The organism is Gemmatimonadota bacterium (assembly GCA_026706345.1).
Classification (GTDB): domain Bacteria; phylum JAAXHH01; class JAAXHH01; order JAAXHH01; family JAAXHH01; genus JAAXHH01.
In genome coordinates, this window is sequence record JAPOYX010000197.1 from 1 (window position 1) to 19,705 (window position 19,705).

Below are 19,705 nucleotides of genomic sequence, written 5' to 3' on the forward strand. Positions count from 1 at the left end.
AGAAGGTCAGACGGTCGTCGCGAAATTCCGCCAGGGCCAGGGCACCAACATCGCGGGCTACCGCGGTTATCCGCGTGCTGGACGCGCCGCTCCAGTATAGGCGTCTGGCGTAACTCCCGGATCAGTTCGATCACCCCGCTGATGGCCGCCTCCAGGAACTTCTCTCCCTTCTCTTTTGTCGCTTTGGTAGCGTCTCCCATGACCCCGCTGGGCGTAATCGAACTCCAGAAGGGCACCATGCGGGCGTCGGAAGCCTCGGGATGTCCGCCGGCCAGGAGATCCGTCTTGAAACTGTCGGGCATCGGGCTCCTGTTGTCCACGGCCTTGTCCATTTCGACCAGGTCGGGCTTAAGGACGAGGTAGAGCGACGTCTCGTATTCCCCGCCGTGAGACGTCCCGCCGTAGTCCGAATCGCGAAGCGCATTACCCGTCTCCCGGGCCTGCCTCAGTCCCCAGTGGTTGGCGCTGGCGCACAGAACACGTCCTTCATAGTCGAGCACGGTGAGACGGGCGGCCAGATCCAGGGGCGAAGTGTTGCTCCCGTGGCCGTTGATGATGAGGATGCGCTTGAAACCGTGATAGGCCAGGCTGCAGCACACGTCCCGGACATAGTTGATGAAGGTGTCCCACCGGATAGTGATTGTCCCGTGGAAATCCATGTGATGGGGGCTGTAACCGTGGGTCACCGGAGGGGCGAGCACGACCTCCTCCGGTATGCGGGCCGCGGCGCGCCGGCAGATCTCCGTCGCCAGGACCACGTCGACGTCCACCGGCAGATGGGGTCCGTGGTCCTCGTAAGTCGCCACCGGCAAAAGGGCGACCCGGTCCTGCGCCGCGGCGTCCCTGACCTCGTTCCAGATCATCTCCGCGTAGTCATACTTGACCGATGCCATCAAGGCCTCCTTCCTTATTCAAATTAACTCCAGTTTACGCAATGACTTGCGGTACAGTTCCAACGTCTCTCCGTAATGGGCGTGCCGGCCCTCGTCGACGATCCTGTTCCCTGCGACCGATACGGTTCTCACCGCCCGCGGCGTGGCGCCGAAGAGCATGGCGTCAGCAGCGAGATCCCCTTCGACGGCGGCGATGGACGGATCGTCGGGATCCAGGTGGACGTGGTCTTCCCGCCACGATGCGTCCAGACCGCAGGACGCATAGCCCATACGGGTGGCCGCGTCCAGCATCAGCGGCGCTTCCGCCGCGGCGTGCCGTATCTCCAGACGCGACCGTTCGTCGAGCTCCAAGGCCCGGACTTCCTCGAAGGCGTTCTCACAGGCGTGGCTGTCCACGCCGACGCACAGACGCGCACCGGCGCCGAGCAGCTCGGACATGGGTGGAAGACCGTCGCCGAGGTCCCTTTCCGTCGTCCGGCAGATGCATATGTAGACCCCGTGGTCACCCAGGGCGGTGATTTCCGCCTCATCGAGGTGCGTGGCATGCACGGCCACGAAACGCGGGGACAGTACGCCTTCATTCGAAAGCAGCGCGACAGGCGTCGTCCCGTGCTCAGACCTGCATTCTTCCAGTTCGCCGCGTTGTTCGCTGACGTGCATATGAAAGGGCAGATCGTGTTCTTTCGCGTATGCGGCGAGCACACTGATCTCAGGCAGGGGCACCGCGCGAACGCTGTGGGCGGCCACGGCCACGGCCACGAGCGGATCATTCCGGTATCGCGACCTCAGGAGATTCAGATCCTGGAACACGAGATCGATGGACGGGTCGATGAACCGCATTTGCGCCGGCACCGCGTCCTGGCGGTGTCCGGCTCTCAGGTACGCGGTTCGGATCAGGCAGATGCGCAGGCCGACGTCCCGGGCCGCGCGAATCACGGCGTCCGAGAGTTCGGTGCGATCCGCATAGGGACGCCCTCCGGGGCCGTGGTGGACGTAGTGGAACTCGCCCACGGCCGTGACGCCTGACATCGCCAGCTCGGTGTAGGCGAAACGCGAAATCGCATACAGGTCCTCCGGACTCAGCCCTTCGACCAGCCGGTACATCTCGTCCCGCCAGCCCCGAAAGGTGCCCGCCCGCGTCGCGCGCCGCTGGGTCCGCCCGCGGAGGGCGCGCTGGAAGGCGTGGGAGTGGGCCGTGGCCAGGCCGGGCATGATCCAGCGACCGGCTTCGAATCGAATCACAGGCGCATCGTTCACGAAATTCATGAGCTCAACACCTGCCCGTTCTTGATCACGGTCTGCACCGGATTCCCACCGAAGAAATAGGGGATATGCCGGTAATCTCCTGCCTTCAGTACGAGCATGTCGGCCCGTTTGCCGACTTCAATGGAGCCCGTCTCGTCTCCAACGCCGATCGCATGCGCCGCGTTGATGGTGGATGCGTTCAACGCTTCTGCGGGGATGAATCGCTGGTACCTGCAGGCGATGGCCATGACCGCGGGCATCGATGGGCAAGGCGCGGAACCCGGATTCAGATCGGTGGCGAGCGCCACGGCAGCGCCCGAATCCATCATCGCCCGGGCATCGGCGTAGTCCGTCATGCCCAGGTTGAAGTTAACGGCCGGAAGCGGGACGGCGATGGTGTCGGATCCACCAAGCATCTCGATTTCGGCACGGCCCGTCACGTCGAGATGATCCACCGACGCGGCGCCGAGTTCCAGGGCCATGGCGACACCGCCCATGTCGTTGAACTGGTCGACGTGCATCTTGGCTTTGAATCCGGCATCGATCCCGGCCTCCAGTACGCGGCGCGACTGTTCGAGATCGAAGGCGTGGTCTTCGCAGAATACGTCGACATACATGGGCACGCCCCGCGCCGCGAACCGTGAGGATCGGTACCAGCCCGCCGCCTCGGGCAGGATCTCGTCGATCACGCACCGCGTGTACGCTTCGGCATCCCCCTCGAACTCCGGAGGCACGGCGTGGGCGCCCAGGAACGTGGGTACGATGTCGCAGGGATGGTCCCGGTCGAGCCGTTCGATGACCTGGAGCATCTTCACTTCGTCTGAAGTGCTCAGACCGTACCCGGTCTTGATCTCCACGGTCGTGGTGCCCAACGCCAGCATCTCGTCGAGCCGGGCAGTGGCGGAGCACACGAGCTCGTCCACGGATGCCGCCCGCGTATGCCGGACGGTACTGACGATACCTCCTCCGGCCGCCATGATATCCAGGTACGAGGCGCCCTTGATCCGCAGCTCGAATTCCGCGGCGCGGTCTCCGCCGAAGACCGTGTGGGTGTGGGCGTCCACAAGCCCCGGGCAAACCGACCGGCCCGTGCAGTCGATCACCCGATCGGCCGTATAGGAACCGTCCAGTTGTCCGGTCGGTCCGGCCGCGACGATACGCCCGTCTTTGACCGCCACCGACCCGTGCCCGATCACGCCGGCCTCCGCCATTTCAGGCCCGCGCTTCGGTTCGCGTGATGCGCATGTCACCACCTGGTCCGCGTTGTGCAGGTACAGGTCCACGGGTTTCATGATATGGTCCGAAACATGGCGTGGGATTCTATTGAAAGTGTACTTGAAAACCGGGCCGGGCGCCGAATCCGGCACCACGAACAACCAGCGGGCAGACGAGTCATCAGACGGGACGGCTCAGTCCAGCGTGGGACCGGGTATCTCCACCTGCTCGGCGACCGCGGCTGTCACGTCGCCGCCCGCTACCAGTCCCCGGACCGTCTCGATGAACGGGGCGAGCGGGACGTCGCGGTTCAGGAAGGGAACATGACTGCGAATCAACCGGTACGCGGGTCCGGTGCCGCGACCCATGGCGTCCAAAGTAACGCCGGGCTCCCTGCACCTGAAATCGATGGCCTGGGCCGCGGCGATCAATTCGATCGCGACGATAGTCTCCACGTTTTCCAGGACTTGAGACGTAAGATGTACCGACGCCGCGCCCATGCTCACGTGATCTTCCGTGTTGGCGCCGCTCGGGATGGAATCGGCGCTGGCCGGATGGGCCAGTACCTTGTTCTCCGACGCAAGGGCCGCCGCCGTGTACTGGGTGAGCATCAATCCGCTTTCCAGCCCGCCATGCTCCGTGAGGAACATGGGCAGCACGCCTCCGTTGGAGTCCGCGTCTACGAGCCGGGCCGTACGCCGCTCGCTCATGTTCCCCATGTCCACGAGCGCCAGCTTCATGCTGTCCATCGCCACGGCGATGGGTTCGCCGTGGAAGTTGCCCGCACTGATGATCTCCGCGTCGCCGGGATCATCCCCGGCGAAGACCAGGGGGTTGTCGTTGGCGGCATTCAGTTCGATGTTGATCATCCAGCGGGCGTAGTCGATCGTGTCCCGGACGGCGCCGTGTACCTGGGGGACGCAGCGCAGCGTGTAGGGATCCTGCACGTTGCCGGGATCGTCGGAACGCAGTAGCCGGCTGTTGTGCAGAATGTCCCGCAGGAAAGCCGCGCAGGCGACCTGCCTGGGATGGGGACGGATAGCATGCACCCGGGCGTCGTACGCCCGGTCGGTGCCGCTCAACGCTTCCAGCGTCATGGCGGCCGCGACGTCCGCCGTAAGCGCGAGACAGGTCGACCTGTGGACCAACAAGGCGCCGAGACCGGCCATGAGGGTCGTGCCGTTGGTCAGCGCCAGGCCCTCCTTGGCCTCCAGGCTGACCGGATCAAGTCCCGCTTCCCGCAGAGCCGTTACGCCGTCGAGCCGCCGGGACCGGTACATGGCCTCGCCTTCTCCGACCAGCACCAGGGACATGTGCGCCAAGGTCGCCAGGTCTCCGCTGGCGCCGAGGGAACCCCGCCCGGGTATGCAGGGATGCACCCCCTCGTTGAGCATGTCCACCATCAACTGAACGACCTCGTGCCGGATGCCCGAATAGCCCATGGCGAGGGTATTGGCCCGGGTGACCAGCATGGCGCGCACGGTCTCCTCGTCCAGTTCCGGACCGGCGCCGGCGGCATGGCTTCGTATAAGGTTCAACTGCAGCTCGGCGACCTGTCCGGTGGAAATCAGCTTGTCCTTGAACCGGCCGAAACCGGTGGTGATCCCGTAGGCGATCCGGCCCTCAGACACCAGCCGGTCCACCACTTCGCGGGAACGCATCATCCCCGGGAGGGCATCGGGGTGTATGGCGACACCGCGGCCCCGCGAGACGGCGACCACCTCGTCAATGGTGAGATTGTATCCTGTGAGGGCCAGGACGTCCTGGAAAGTAGCCATTTTCCAACCGCCGCTTTCGGATTCAGTCCATCATCGGGATTTTGACACCGCGTGTTCTGGCCACGGCCCGGGCCTCTTCGTAGCCCGCGTCGACGTGCCGGGCCACACCCATTCCCGGATCGTTGGTGAGCACGCGCTCCAGGCGCGCGGCCGCCTCGGGGGTTCCGTCGGCGACGATGACCTGGCCGGCGTGCAGGCTGTATCCAATGCCCACGCCGCCGCCGTGGTGAAAGCTGACCCAGGTTGCGCCGCTTGCTGTATTGATCAATGCGTTCAGCACCGGCCAGTCCCCGATGGCGTCGGAACCGTCCTTCATGGCCTCGGTCTCGCGGTTGGGACTGGCGACGGACCCGCTGTCCAGGTGGTCGCGTCCGATCACGATGGGCGCGCTGATCTCACCCGAAGCGACCAGCTCGTTGAATTTCAGTCCCGCCCTGGCGCGTTCTCCGTATCCCAGCCAGCAGATGCGGGCCGGCAGTCCCTGGAACTCCACGTTCCGCCGGGCCATGGTGATCCAGCGGAACAGGTGATCGTCCTCGGGAAACAACTCGAGGATGGCCTGGTCGGTCCGGTAGATGTCCTCGGGATCCCCCGAAAGGGCCACCCAGCGGAAGGGGCCCTTGCCCTCGCAGAAAAGGGGGCGAATGTAGGCCGGGACGAAACCGGGATAGTCGAAGGCCTCCTTCAATCCGTTGTCATAGGCGCGCTGGCGCAGGTTGTTGCCGTAGTCGAAGACCACGGATCCCTTTTTCTGCCAGTCGAGCATGGTCTGCACGTGCACGGTCATGGACGCGACCGAGCGTTCCTGGTATGCGTCCGGATCGCGTTCGCGCAGCGTCCGTGCCTCGGCAGGCGACAGCCCGGCGGGAATGTATCCATAGAGCGGATCGTGGGCGGCGGTCTGGTCTGTCACCACATCGGGTATTATCCCCCGTTCCGCCAGCTCCGGGAGCACCTCCGCGGCGTTTCCGATCAGGGCGATCGACCGGGCCTCGCCCGCGGCCAGCGCGTCGCTCACCCAGGCCAACGCGAGGTCGAGGTTCTCCGCAACCGTATCCACCTGGCGAAGCTCCAGGCGCCGACGGGCGCGCCACGGATCCACCTCCACGAGCAGTCCCACGCCGCCGTTCATGGTAATGGCCAGCGCCTGGGCGCCGCCCATCTCTCCCAGGCCGGCCGTGACCACGAGTTTGCCCGCCAGACTCCCCCAACCGTGTTTTCGGGCCAGCGCGCCAAAGGTTTCGTAGGTGCCCTGGAGAATACCCTGCGTGCCGATGTAGATCCAGCTGCCGGCCGTCATCTGGCCGTACATGGTCAGTCCCTGGCGTTCCCAGGTATCGAAGTTCTCCTGCGTCGCCCAGGCCGGCACCATGTTCGAGTTGGCGATCAGCACGCGCGGCGCGTCGGCATGGGTGCGAAAGACCGCCACGGGCTTGCCCGACTGCACCATGAGGGTCTCATCGGGTTCCAGGTTCCGCAGGGCGTTCAGGATGGCTTCGAGGGCTTCGCGGTTCCGGGCGGCCTTGCCCCTGCCGCCGTACACGACGAGGTTGTCCGGATCGAAGGCGACCAGGGGATCCAGGTTGTTCTGGATCATGCGATAGGCCGCTTCGATGAGCCAGTTTTTACAACTCCGCTCGGTTCCCGTCGGTGCTTTCACGATCTGGTCCAATAGGCTTGCTTACGCCTTCGATTCCCGGTTCTTCCACTTTTCATAGGTGAAATCGGGGCTGTTGATCATGTCGAAATGGGACCTTTCCCAGGTCCTGATCTCACCGACCTTTCTCAACGTGTCTCCCGCGATTTCGAGGGGGATCTTCACCACGCCGTCCACGTCGGCGAGCAATAGATCGCCGGTCTGCACGAGCAACTGGCCGGCAACGAGGGGACGACCGACGGCACGCACGTTGAAGGGACCGTGGCCGGATACCGTACCGATGCCCCATATGGGGAGGCCCGCCGCCCGGATGCCCTCGAGATCGCGGACACAGCCTTCGACCACGGCGCCCACTACGCCGAGTTTCCTGTGGATATGCGCCATGCCGTCGCCAAAAAGAGCGGCGCGCTTCGGACGGGTGTCGACATCCTTCATCACCGCGATCATGGGCCCCGGCGTTTCGTTGAGCACGTCGTAGTAGTCGGGCCAGCTCATATTGGCCGGTGTGGCGTCCAGTGGCGTGACTTCGGACGTCACCGCGTACCCGATCACGGCGCCGAATTCGGGCGTCAGGTACTGGATTTCAGGACCGGTATAGTCGTCGTTGGATACGCCCTGCACTTTTTCCACGGCATTGTAAACCGTGGCCGAGTCGAATTCGGCCAGTCCGGCCAATATGGCATCGTCCACACGGGTCATTCCTGTAACTCCTTAATTTGAAGGAAAGAAAGATATGCGACGTATAAAGTACCGTCGCAATAAGGTAGGTGATTAATCGTTGCGCTTCGCAGGCTAAAATCGACAGGACAGGGTCAAAAATCAAGGGAAATACATCGCGATCACTCTGTATTCCGATACCCGTGGCGGCTGTCCGTCAACCTGATGGTCATACCATGCTTGAGGTATTGAGGGTTCGGCCTAAACTCGTTGACACCGTCCCTTGCATGCGGCATTTTCTCTGCGCGTAGCCAATTCACTGGCATAACAGAACAGGAACCGTTTTAAGGAGGTTTTCTATGCTTCGCATCACCCGTTTAGTCAGCGTTCTCGCCCTTTCCACGGCTTTCGTGGCCATGGGCGGAATCGCCGGCGCACAGACGACCATGCCCTCAGGCGGTGAAGGAACGGACCCCGGCCGGGGCATGGCGGAAGTATCGTTGACGGGCGGCAAGGTATCTATCGACTACGGCCGGCCGGAGATGAAGGGCAGGGACATGCTGGCCATGGCGCCTGACGGCTTCGTCTGGCGTTTCGGCAGCAACAAATCCACCACCTTCACGACGGACGCCGATCTCATGTTCGGCGACAAGTCGCTTGCCAAGGGTTCCTACAGCGCATGGATCAAGCACGTGGAAGGCGATTCCTGGTCGCTCATCCTCAACAGCGAAGTGGGGATCTGGGGCGCACCCGGCGCCAAGCGGGAAAATGACGTGTTGGAAGTTCCGCTGACTTACAGCGTGGAAAACGAGATGATCGAACGGCTCACCGTGAGACTCATGGAGCGGGAAGGCCAGGGTTACCTGGGAGTTGCGTGGGGTACCCACCGCCTGATTGTCGGTTTCTCAACTAAGTAGATGCCGGAAGGATATGGTAAGGACATCTTTAAAGGGACAGGGGTGGTGCGCCCCCTGTCCCTTTTCAATTTACGCGGGCTTACCACTGCTCGGGATTCAGACCGACCCGTGTCCCGGCTTCCTTCATCTGTTGCCAGGTGGTGTCGTCGATGCTGATCCCTTCCCGTCGACGCTTCGCCGCAAGCCGGAACTCCGGTTCGCCCGGCATGAGGATCTCGTCGAACCCGGGAGCGATCCGGCTGGCTTTGACGTGGCGGACCATGCCCTCGACTTCCTCGTAGTACCAGTCCAGGTCCGTAAAGAATGAAATGTCGTAGACGGTGAAGAGCACGCCGTTGCTCTCCACGATTTGCTCGCCCTGCGCGCATCCCTGTCCACTCAGCGCTCCGCCCAGGATCTCCACGAGCAGGCCCAGGCTGTACCCCTTGTGGGCGACGATGCCGCCCATGGGCAGGATGGCGCCGTTGGGCGCCGGCCCCTTGATGACCGTCGGATCCGTGGTGGGATTGCCTTCGTGGTCGATCAGCCAACCCTCGGGAACCTGCACGCCCTTGTTCACGGCGACCCGTACTTTGCCCTCGGCGACGACGGAGGTGGTCAGGTCCACCATGATGGGATCGGCGTCCCGGCGAGGTGCCGAGAAGGCGATGGGATTGGTGCTGATGCGCCCATCGATGCCGCCGAAGGGCGCGATCTGGCGGCCGAAGCGTCCCGCGTTTACGAAGGCCAGCCCGATCAGGCCTTCCCGGGCGGCCATGAGCGGATAGGCGCCCACGCGGCCCACGTGACTGGTACGCCGGAGGGTAACGGTGGCCGTCCCGTGCTTACGAGCTTTCTCCATGGCCAGCCGCATCGCGAAGGTGCCGCCCACCTGGCCGAGGGCGCCGCCGTTGTCCACCAGGGCCGTGCAAGGACTTTCCCTCAAAACCTGTACGTCGGCCCTTGCCTTGAACCGCCCCTCATCCATGATGGCCTTGATGTATTCGGGAATCCGTATGGCGCCGTGGGAATCATGGCCGAATAGGTTGGAATCCACGAGGTGGTCCACGACGCTGCGGGCATCGTCCGTCGTGCAGCCGGCCGCTTCCAGCACTTCGCAGCCGATACGATGCAGTTTCTCGGGAGAGATTACAGGCATTGTCTTCCTTTCTGTGTCCTGCACATACTTGCGTATGGCACTAACGGCGACGGTTCAGGATCGGAACTTCTCGAGTTTCCTTTGGAGTCCGGGCCGGTCGAGAACTTCCCTGTTGACTACATAGGAAGGCTCTTCCCCCCTGGAGACGGCCAGGGCCGCCTTCATACAGTCGTGCCCGATATCGCGGAACAGTTCGTGGGTCCAGCACGACGCGTGGGGCGCCAGGATTACGTTCGGAAGGGACAGCAGGGGATCGTCGGCAGCGGGCGGTTCCTGCTCGAAAACGTCTATAGCCGCACCCGCTATCCAGCCTTCCCGCAAAGCCTGCTCCAGTGCTTTCTGATCGACGATGGCGCCGCGCGCGGTGTTGATCAGGAAGGCGTCCGGCCGCATCATGCGCAGCTCGCGCGAACCGATGAGATAGCGGGTGTGTTCGTTCAACGGACAGTGGATGGTGACGAACGTGCTGCGTTTCAGCAGCGTCTCCAGGTCCACCAGTGTTACTCCGAGCCGGGCGGCCTCCTCCCCGGTCACAGCGGGGTCGGAGACGAGGATCTCCGATGGCTCGAAGGGCGCCAGCATGCGCACCACCTCGCGGCCGATCATGCCCATGCCGATCAGGCCGACCACGCGGTCCCGGATTTCGCATCCCATGTGATCAAACCGGGTACCCCAGTCGTCGTTCCGTACGATGGCGTCCTTGATCGTCACCCGGTGGCATAGCCCGAGCATCAGGGCCATCGTGGCGCTGGCCACCGGCTTGCGGGTGGCCTCAGGCGTGATGGTAACCATGATGTCCGCCTCCGTAGCGGCGTTCATATCGATCATGTCGTAGCCCACGCCCGTCCGGGCGATGAGCGCGAGACGCTCGACACCCGCGAAGGTGTCCCGCGTGTAGGGCTGACCCATGGAGATGACGGCGTCGAATGAAGCGAGCTGATCCGGGGTGACGGGCCACCGGTCCTCTTCGAGGTAAGTGTGAAAGACGCCGGCATCATCCAGCAGATCGACGCCGAAATCGTCGAACACGACCCCGCCGCCTGGACCCAGCAGATCGGCGACCAGGGCTACGCGGAAATCATTTGGCATGGTACATGTTTCCAGGTCAATTCGCGTTTCAGAACAGGATCTGGGACGTGGACTTGGCGATCAGCACCAGGGAGACGGCCGCCATGCCGATCAGGCCCAGGCCGCACCCGTAACCGGCCAGGATGACGGGCGCATAGGCGCGCCACCGTTTCTCGCCGTATCGCTTTCCGAAATAGAACCGGCCCAGCATGGCGCCGATGAACGTGGGCAGCGTGTAGTGAATCCACGCGCCGGTGCCCAGTCCGGCAATCAGCCCGTAAAACAGCAGCGGCGGTGCCTTGAGCACGCTAAGGACGCCGTACAGCGCTACCGCGAACCCCATCCCGGCACCGATGTACTCCCACTTTATAAGTTGCCCGATCACATCCGATCCACCCGGAAGGGTCGACTTGATCCAGATCGTTTCCATCGTCGCCTGCAACGGCCACATCTTTTCGACGAAAGGATAGGCCGCAGACGGTATGGGCGCCAGTTTCCAGATCAGGGCATAGAACAGGAAACTGAATACGATGAGCAGCAACAGGCTCAATATATACAGTTTGACCAGGCTTGGAAATCGCGTTCTGGTGAGTTCCAATTGCCGGAAGGTGGCCACGACGCCGCTGTGGTCGAAGAGCGGAACCGGCGCGAACCAGATGGCCACGCCCTTGTATCCCGACAGGTAGAAGGACCCTTCTCTCGCGTAGGGGAAGGACGATCCGTAGGGCGAGCCCGTGAGGCCGATCATGCGCGCGCCGATGTAGGAGAAGAATGGCGTCCACAGGAACCCGAATACCAGGGAGATCCATACCGGGAACGTGGGTTCGAGATAGTAGACCAGAAGAATGAAGCACAGGGTAGAAATCGCCCAGAGCGCGATGGGAATGGGCAGCCTGAAATCGCCCCGCTCCGGCGGCGGCCTGCGAGGTCCCTGGACTCCGGATGCGCCTTCCGGGTCTCTCCTCAGTGCGTGGGCGAAGGCGACCAGGCCGATCAGACCGATGACCAGCGAAGTGCCGATGGAGGAAAAACTGAGCCAGAAATCGATGGTATTGTTGATGGAGGTCGGGATGGTGCTCATTCCCGGCGCCCAGCTGTGCAACAGCCCGAAGTGGTAGAGGACCGGATTGGCGATGAAGGTGACGACGAAGGAACTGATGAAGGTGCCGACCACGATCCAGAAGGGCAGGATGAAGCCCACCAGGAGCGTGGCCATGTCCGTGCCGATGCCGATGGGCGACGCGGGGAGCACGTCCCGGACCCGCGGCGTGAAGTCCGCGAAGGGAATGGGGAAGACCTCGACGCCCTTGGTCAGCACGACGCCGGATACCGTCGGGACGACAACGTAGAGTATGCCCCAGCCCAGGCCGATCATGGCACCGACGGTAAACAGGCGCCACCGCCAGGTCTCCTCGCCCGCCGACGATTCCGCCAGCGCGGTGGCGCCGGCCGCCTGTACAGGCGCCAGCGGAAAGGGCAGGCGCTCGGTGTCGGCCGTAATGCGGAAGAGCACGTATCCCAGAGACAGGGCGTTGACGAGGCCGAGGATGGACACGAGGACGGCCAGGAGAATGGGTTCCAGCCACTCCATGGAGAAGAGGGTCCGGGTGATCAGCGAATCGGAACCCCGGGGCGGCGCTACCCACTGGGGGAGAAGCTGGGCCAGACCGTCCGCCTGAGGGGACTGGATCAGGTACTGGAACCAGATCATCTTGGCGAAAGGCGCGCCGTGCACCGACGATCCGGCCGCCATTCCGCTGGCACCCAGGCCCGTCGCCGCCAGACCGGCGGCGAGCCAGTAGAGGATGATGGCTTCCTGGGGCTTCAGCTTGATGAACAGGCGCTTCCCGATCTCGATGAACATGATGATGGTGACCCATTCCGCGGCGCCCGCGAAACTCTTTCCGGTCACCAGTTCCAGGTAGATCGCCCCCGGGAGCATGACCAGCCCGACGAAGAATGCGGCCCAGATGATCCGGCCGCTGAACCCATCCTCGTATGGCAGGCTGTCCGGCACGATCTGCCACCGGTCATCTGCGGAGGCAGAATTTGCGTCCTGATCCCGGGCTTCGGTCGACCCCGTCCGGGCCTGCTGTTCATCCCTGGTGCTATCGCTCATCCGTTCACTCGGCTCTTATATAGTTTCCCGACTTGTCCCAGTCCGGCCGTGTCAGGCCGTTCAGGTCCCAGACCACCTCTCCGCCTCGGACGGTCAGCAGGCACCTGAGCCGCCGGTCGCCGCGCATGCGGGCGTGGCCAGAGTCGACGAAACCGAATTCACCGTATTCCAGCTCCAGCACGGCGATGTCCGCCTCCGCGCCGATGCTCAGCGTGCCCAGTTCGGGACGCCGGATGACGCGGGCGGCATTTCGCGTGGAGCGCATGACCACGTCCTCCAGGGTCATGCCCATGTTCAGGCATTTCGACATGGTGGTGTTCATGCTCGCGTTGGGCAGCAGCGCGCTGTACTTGTGGTAGTCCGTGCTGATGGTATCCGGCAGGAACCCCTGCTCGATGGCCGGCACGGCGATGCGGAACCAGAAGCTGCCGCCGCCGTGGCCCAGGTCGAACAGGATGCCCTTGTCCCGTGCCTCCCGTACGTAGTCGTTCACCCGGCCGTGCTCGTCCAGCAGGGGGATGTGCTGCGCGTACAGGTGGGTGTGAATGTCGCCCGGACTCAGCTTCTTCAGCAGCAGGTCACGGTAGCTGCGGTTCGGCTTCGGGGCGAAATCTATCATGGCGATGGTACCGCTCCGCCGGGCCGCCTCGACCGCGCCGTCGACCGCTTCCCAGCCCGGTCCGTTGAAATGGGCGGTCTTGGATCCGACGACGTGTTCCGGGTACTTGCCGATCATGTCCGCGCAGGGCACGGGGTCCATCTCCGACACGTCCTGTTCCACCGCGCCTTCCATGCCGGCGCCCACGATGTTGATGAGCGCCAGGACCCGGGTTATGGACTCGGCGATGACCGTGTCCTTGAAGTCCTCGAACTTCTTCCATCCCGCGCCTCCGGTGTCGAGCACCGTGGTCACCCCGTTGGGGAGCACGTGGGCGTCGGGAAACACCCAGCCCCGATAACCGCCGTAGGCGTGCATGTGGATGTCGATCAGACCGGGCGTGACGTAATGGCCGTGGACGCGGGCGACCTTCCGGCCCTGCTCTGCGGGGATATCGTGTTCCATCGCCGCGATCAGCCCGCCGTCGACGGCCACGTCCCGGCTCTCGTTGATGCCGTTCTCCGGGTCGATGACGTGGCCGCCCTTGATGATCAGGTCGTACATCTTTGCTCCTCTCTCATGGTCGCGCCGTACATCTCCGCTCCTCTACGCCGGTTACAGGGCCGTGTGACGATCGAATGTCTTTATCTCCCGGTACCGTTCCTTTATGGGTTCGGCGATCGTCCGCCACACGAGAAACCGCTTCCTCAATACGGCGAAGAACCGCCTGTTGATCGTCTGCCACTGCGCCAGGTCGCCGCTGCGGCGGTGGATCACGATCAGGATGCGGTACAGTCTCTCGTGGGGAACGGGCTCCAGCTCAAGCCGCACGTCCTGGCTGATGGCGAGGTCATAGGGCGCCAGCCAGACGGTGGACGCTACGTGATAGGTGTCGAAGGTATCGCCCGGTATCGCGTCGAGCGTGGTCCCCTCGGCGACGAAGTCCTCCGCCGAACTGTCTTCATGCGTCTGGAATATGTGGTTCAGATAACCCGACAGAGGCAACGCTTCGGGGATGGTCACCGTGAACGGGAACTCGAAGCGCCAGTCGTCGCCGTCGGGCGGAGGCGGCGACCAGCGTCGCGTCACGTCCTCTACCGTCATGTCCGCGGCCTTCTTTGCCGGGTAGAGGGTGGACAGAAATACGACGGCCATGACGACCATGGTGGCGTACACGGTCGACAGGGAGGAATAGTTGAGCGACATGCCGCCCAGCAGGTCCCACTGCGAGAGTCCCATGGTGATGATCTGGCCGGCAAGGTAACCGAACACGGCGCCGAGGGTCGCGAATACGGCGGCTTCGGCGATGAACAGGGCCGCGACGTGGTTCGGCGCCAGGCCGACGGCACTGTACACGCCGATTTCCCGGAACCGTTCGAACACGGCGCCCATCATGGTATTCAACACCAGGAACGCCGCGATAAGCACGGGGATGATCAGGTTGGCCAGGCCCGAAACCGATGTCGCGCCCAGGGAACTGTAGACCTTCACCTCGTCCTCCATCCCGACGAATACGGCCAGGAGGACCCGCGACATGAAGGCCTCCACGGAATCGCGGAACTGATCGCCGTCGGCGAACCCGGCGATGGCCACTGACCGCGTGGACCCGTTCAGGTCGAGGGTTTGGCGGTAGGGCAGGACCAGTACGTTGCGGGATGGCAGGTGTTCCGACGCCTGGATGGTGGACATGAACACTTCGATGTCCATTTCGGTAAGGGACCGGGTCATGGAGAAACTGGCGGGCATGATGCTCTCGTCATCCATGTCCCGGTAGGCGTCGAGTCCTTCGGAATCGAGCAGTCCGATCACAGTATAGCGTCCCCCGAGGATCTCCACCTCCGTCGTACCCACGTCCTCGGGGCCCACGTTCAACCGCTCGGCCAGTTCCGTGGGCAGGAGGCAGACCGCCCTTTCGTCCGGGTCGAACCATCGTCCGCCGGGCACGAGATAACGGTCCAGGCCTGAAATGACCGGTTCGTCGGCGTGAAGGCCGAGGATGATCTGCACCGTGGTGGCGGCCCCCGTGCCGGGAGCGCGCAGATCGATATAGGGGCTGGTCATGTCCTCCGGTTCGTACCAGGATCGGGGTACCACGTCCGCCTGGTCATCGAAGGCGTTTTCCACGTAGGGCAGGAAGGAAGTGGGCAGGGAGTGCCAGGACAGGCTGCGCATGAGGACGCCGTCGTACGGCGGGGAGTTCTCGCGGTCCAGCGTATAGAACTGGATGCCGGTCCTGAAGGAAGTGAAGGACAGCACGGTGAAGGTCAGCAGGGTCAGCGTGACCGCGGTCAGCGCCGTGCGCATCTTCCGCTTTCGCAGGTTCGATATCCCCAGGGATATGGCCACCGCCGTGGCGCTCAGCCGGCCGATGTCCGCCTCGTGGAGGCCGGCCGCCGACTTGGTCAGGTTCTTCATTTCGGTATCGAATCGGGTGACGATCATGGTGATGATGATCAGCGCCATGGCCAGGATGATGAAGGCGAGAAAGACCATGTACGGCGTCAGGCTGAGTTGAAAGGCGGGGTGCACGTTCTGCAGCAGCATGAAGACCGCCGCGAAGATGACGCCCACCGAGAGCAGCCGCTTACGAATGTCCGTGAAGCCGAAGAAAAGCCGTTCGAGGAAGAAACAGAAGGGTACCAGCAGCATGAAGTAGAACACGATGCCGTCCACCGTGTCGTCTGCGGCGTATCGCACGTCGGGATAGGCCCGCGCCTCGAAGCCCCATGCTTCCCTGGATCGTGAGGCGAAAGCGTCGTATCGGCGGCTTTCAAGGGCTTCCCGGGCGGCCCGAAGCGCCTGGGTGCTTTCGTCGTGGAGTTCGGCGGCCCGGGCGTTGGTCACGCCGTGGTCCGCCAGTTTCATCAGGCGGGCCCTGTTGAGCGACCACAGGTCCAGGGCGCTTTGGTAGAAAGGGTGGAGGATCAACCCCTGGTCCGCCGTGAATCCGCGCCCCTGGGCCAATGCCATGACGTCGTCGGAGATGCTTTCCGGCGGGTCGTCGAGCCATGACTCCGGCGTGTTGGTCAGCAGGTACTTGACGCCCCGGGGACCCGAGCTCATGAACATCTTGACCCGGTCCTCGGGCCTGGCGAAGACCACTGCGGCGTTGGTCATCCAGTTGCCGAAGAAACTCTGGTCTTCCACGAAGGCCGCGCCGTACTTGCGCAGCGGACTGTTGTCCCGGCCGAGCACGGTCAGATTGTCGAGGGCGACGAAGACGCCGGGGTCCACGATATCGAAGAGGCTGATCTCCTCGCAGGGGAAGAGGACCTGTATGGTATTGTTCACCTTGGAGGAGTTCGGCACCGCGAGGGGAAAGGTGGCGTTGCCCTCTTCACCCAGGTCCGGGGCGTACACGATCCGGCCGTCGGCGCCTAAGCCGTAGCTGCGCAGTTCCGTCGGTCCCCGGGGGAACCGGATCATGGACATCCGGAAACGCCCCATGGAGTCGGCGTGGGTAACCATGAACCCCCGCACGCCGCTGTGGCTCTGGTATCCGGGCTGGTAGACGACCAGGGCGTCGGGAACCGGGGTATTGGGCTTGAAGAAATCGACGGTGCGGTCGAATTCCAGGACCCGGCCTTCGACGTCGCGGCCCTCGTCCTTGAGCCGTATCGAATCGTCTACGTCGAAGGCCTCGGGATCGGACAGCATGGCGGGAAGCAGCGTGCCGAGCGTCCGGATCTGCCGGACCAGGTTGGGGAAATCGACATACTCGATACGGTCCTTCGGGGTATCGATGAGCAGCCTGTTGTCGTTCACCGTGGCGAAGGTCATGCCGTGGAGTCCGGCGAGCGTGACCATCTCGTGGTCGAAGGCGGGACCCGCGGGCATGTAGCTTTCCTGCGACCGGAGCGGGGGCGTCAGCGTGTTGAGATAGGGCGTCCGGCTATCGTCCTCGTCGTAGACTCCGGCCTTGCGCGCGTAATTCAGGTACCGGTCCGCGTAGGGTTCATACAGGATATTCAGATTCGAGGTGAAGAAAATGAAATCGCCATAGCTGAACAGGCCGACCTGGTCCGTCCTGCTGGTCAGGTCCAGGCCCAGGAACAGGGTGAAGGGTATCCGGTACTCTTCGGAAATGCGTTCCAGGAAAAACTCGTCCTTCCGTTGGTGCCGGTCCAGGAAGTCGTTTATGCCCTGCAGACCGTGGAAATGAGCGGACGTTGCCAGAAACAGCACGGTGTATCCCGGCGGATGGGCCCGGAGTACTTCCATCAACTCCAGCATGGCGGCGATACCGCCCGCGCTCTCGGCGCCCGGCGCCAGTCCGGGTACGACCGACATGGCGTCGTAGAACGCCGAAAGCACCACGATCCGGTCTTTCCACTTCTCCGTGCCGTCGCCCCCCGGCAGCGGTTCGTCCCGCCCCGGTATCCACCCCATCACGTTCCAGGTCTCGGCCCGTTCCCAGGACATGCGCCCCTTGATCGTCACGTCGACCAAACCGGACCGCGCGGCCGCCAGAACCATCGCCGCATGCTGGTCCGGGATCCAGAAGCGAGGCACGTTGGCGGGCACGTCCAGGATCTTGCGCTGGGCCTGGTTATTGGTCACGGCGCCGGGGCCGCTGTCGTAGAAAAGTAGGGCCCGGGCGCCGAGCATCCGCGCGTTGAGATACTGGTCGCGTCCGTCGAAATCGACCAGGACGATGCTTCCCTCGATCTCTTTTCCATTGAAGGCCTGGAATTCGCCCCGCCGGGCGTAATGCAAGGGTCCCCTGATCCCGTCGGGGAAGGAATTCAGCCGCACCAGGTTCGGCCAGAACTGGTACACCGGTATTTCGGTTTCCTCGGAGTCGTGCACGGTCAGCGTGAACCCGTGATCGACAGGGGAAGATACCGTGAAGGTGTCGACGGCGACCTCGGTCAGGCCGCCGGCATGGAAGGCACCGACCACGTATTCCATGGCCGCCCGGTTTCCCGGGTAACCGACGACGCGCGACGGATTTTCGCTCATCGCCCGGACATGGGCCTCGACGCCGTCTCGGGTCACGAGTTCGGAAACTTCCTCCCAGGATACCGGCGCCTCCTCGAGGGGCCTGGGCGGCACGTCTTCGGGAAGCGAGACGATCTTGAGGATCACGTGCTCCGTCACCCAGGCCGGACCCGCCACGGCCACGGCGAGGAACAACAGGACGCCCACGGCGAGGAAAAAGTAACCGAAAATCCGCGAATACACGCTAGTCTATCCCGTAGATATGATGGCCCGCGTGGGGAAACCACAAGTAGTCGACGAACATGGAGATGACCACGCCGGTGGCCACGCCGAAGATCAGGCCCAGGAAGAAGGGCTGGCCCTTCCGGTACAGTTCGATGCCGCCGACCCACATCATGATGCTTTTGATGACCCAGCACACGAACATGGACGAGACGATCGCCCGGGCGGGCCAGGAGTATGAAAGGAAGAAGCCGAGGGGATGCAGCGGCCAGCCGGGCAGCCTTGCCCTCAGGGTCATGAGCAGGAACATGAGCGAACCGCCCACCATGAAGAACATGAGCCGCGCCGTGTCCGGACCGAAGGGATCCCGCATCTTGGTTAGCGTTTCGTTGTAGGGGATGGTCGAACCGATTCGGCCGAACCACCATCCGTTGGTAAACTGGCGCGTGCCCTGATCGAACCCCATGTAGATCGTCCATACCAGCGAGATCACTACGCCGATCACCGCGGCGGACAGGAGCGACCAGCCCAGGCCCCGGTGCCATCGCGTGCCGATCTCGGACAGCTTGGCCGCCTGCATGAAGGCGGGCATGAAGGTCGACTTGATCTCGCTGACGGGGCCGTAGGTCTGGGCCATGGCCGTCATGGTGGACATGGACAGGTTGGCCGACCCGACCGAATAGAACACGAGCACCTGGGCGATCATGGGCGAACGCACGTAGGGAAGCCCCGCCTCGGCGATGATGCGGGAAACCCCGATATAGATGATAAAGACGCCGGCGAGCAGGAACACGGCGATGGGCACGCTCATGCCCAGCTGGTTCAGCCAGACCACCCCGTAGACGAAACCCCCGATGAATCCGAAGACCGCGACCCGGTAGGGCAGCATCTCGTCGCTGTCGTCCAGGCCGGAGCGGTGCCCGAAGGCCTGGGCGAAGACATCGCGGATGTGAAACCGCGCCCGCCAGAGCCCCCATCCCACGAATACGATGAAGGCGCCCATGTTCTGCCAATCCAGCATGGGATGGATCGAGGTGTAGTTGTCCCGCCCCGGGATGTCGTACCCGATCCGGTGGGCGATCCCCACCTGGATGATGCCGAGCATGTAGAACACCCAGAAACCGGCGAGGACGTCCAGGTTGACGAAATAGGAAATACCCAGGATGGCCGGCCGGAAGTTGATTTCCAGCGGCGGGAATCCCCCGCCGAATACAATGGGCGGCGCCGACCCGAAATAGGGGAACTGGGGCACGACCG

At 63.4% G+C, this 19,705-nt stretch carries 13 protein-coding genes; 1 reads left to right on the forward strand and 12 read right to left on the reverse strand.

All coding sequences use genetic code 11. The features are described 5' to 3' along the window. The 6 genes from OXG98_13120 to OXG98_13145 form a co-directional block, all read right to left on the reverse strand. The coding region (locus OXG98_13120; GenBank protein MCY3772944.1) for a creatininase family protein at positions 1 to 893 on the reverse strand (893 nt) is incomplete at its 3' end. 18 nt (positions 894 to 911) lie between these two features. After that, positions 912 to 2,159, reverse strand: a complete 1,248-nt coding sequence (locus OXG98_13125) for a formimidoylglutamate deiminase (GenBank protein MCY3772945.1) — start codon at positions 2,157 to 2,159, stop codon at positions 912 to 914. Then, the gene (gene hutI, locus OXG98_13130; GenBank protein MCY3772946.1) at positions 2,156 to 3,430 is read right to left on the reverse strand and encodes an imidazolonepropionase; all 1,275 of its coding nucleotides are present in this window, start codon (positions 3,428 to 3,430) and stop codon (positions 2,156 to 2,158) included. Before hutI ends, OXG98_13125 begins: the two co-directional genes overlap by 4 nt. A 117-nt stretch (positions 3,431 to 3,547) precedes the next feature. Next, positions 3,548 to 5,131, reverse strand: coding sequence for a histidine ammonia-lyase (gene hutH / locus OXG98_13135; GenBank protein ID MCY3772947.1), 1,584 nt, complete (start codon positions 5,129 to 5,131; stop codon positions 3,548 to 3,550). Between the two features lie 22 nt (positions 5,132 to 5,153). Further along, positions 5,154 to 6,803: a urocanate hydratase gene (gene hutU / locus OXG98_13140; protein ID MCY3772948.1), complete on the reverse strand. Its 1,650-nt coding sequence runs from the start codon at positions 6,801 to 6,803 to the stop codon at positions 5,154 to 5,156. 9 nt (positions 6,804 to 6,812) lie between these two features. After that, entirely contained in the window at positions 6,813 to 7,487 is a 675-nt protein-coding gene (locus OXG98_13145) for an RraA family protein (protein MCY3772949.1), read from the reverse strand. A 317-nt stretch (positions 7,488 to 7,804) separates the two neighbouring features. Between OXG98_13145 and OXG98_13150 the strand changes: the two genes are divergently transcribed. Next, the gene (locus OXG98_13150) at positions 7,805 to 8,362 is read left to right on the forward strand and encodes a DUF2911 domain-containing protein (protein ID MCY3772950.1); all 558 of its coding nucleotides are present in this window, start codon (positions 7,805 to 7,807) and stop codon (positions 8,360 to 8,362) included. Positions 8,363 to 8,441: 79 nt separating this feature from the next. Here OXG98_13150 and OXG98_13155 read toward each other — a convergent pair whose 3' ends face one another. The 6 genes from OXG98_13155 to OXG98_13180 all read right to left on the reverse strand — a co-directional run. Then, the gene (locus OXG98_13155) at positions 8,442 to 9,500 is read right to left on the reverse strand and encodes an Ldh family oxidoreductase (protein ID MCY3772951.1); all 1,059 of its coding nucleotides are present in this window, start codon (positions 9,498 to 9,500) and stop codon (positions 8,442 to 8,444) included. A gap of 54 nt (positions 9,501 to 9,554) precedes the next feature. Then, a complete protein-coding gene (locus OXG98_13160; protein ID MCY3772952.1) occupies positions 9,555 to 10,589 on the reverse strand; it encodes a dehydrogenase in 1,035 nt (344 codons plus the stop codon). A gap of 28 nt (positions 10,590 to 10,617) precedes the next feature. Continuing rightward, positions 10,618 to 12,687, reverse strand: a complete 2,070-nt coding sequence (locus tag OXG98_13165; protein ID MCY3772953.1) for a peptide transporter — start codon at positions 12,685 to 12,687, stop codon at positions 10,618 to 10,620. A 4-nt stretch (positions 12,688 to 12,691) separates the two neighbouring features. Continuing rightward, positions 12,692 to 13,849: an amidohydrolase/deacetylase family metallohydrolase gene (locus OXG98_13170; protein ID MCY3772954.1), complete on the reverse strand. Its 1,158-nt coding sequence runs from the start codon at positions 13,847 to 13,849 to the stop codon at positions 12,692 to 12,694. Positions 13,850 to 13,900: 51 nt separating this feature from the next. Then, on the reverse strand, positions 13,901 to 18,469 hold the full coding sequence (locus OXG98_13175; protein MCY3772955.1) for a M28 family peptidase: 4,569 nt from the start codon (positions 18,467 to 18,469) through the stop codon (positions 13,901 to 13,903). Position 18,470: 1 nt separating this feature from the next. Next, the coding region (locus OXG98_13180; GenBank protein ID MCY3772956.1) for a hypothetical protein at positions 18,471 to 19,705 on the reverse strand (1,235 nt) is incomplete at its 5' end.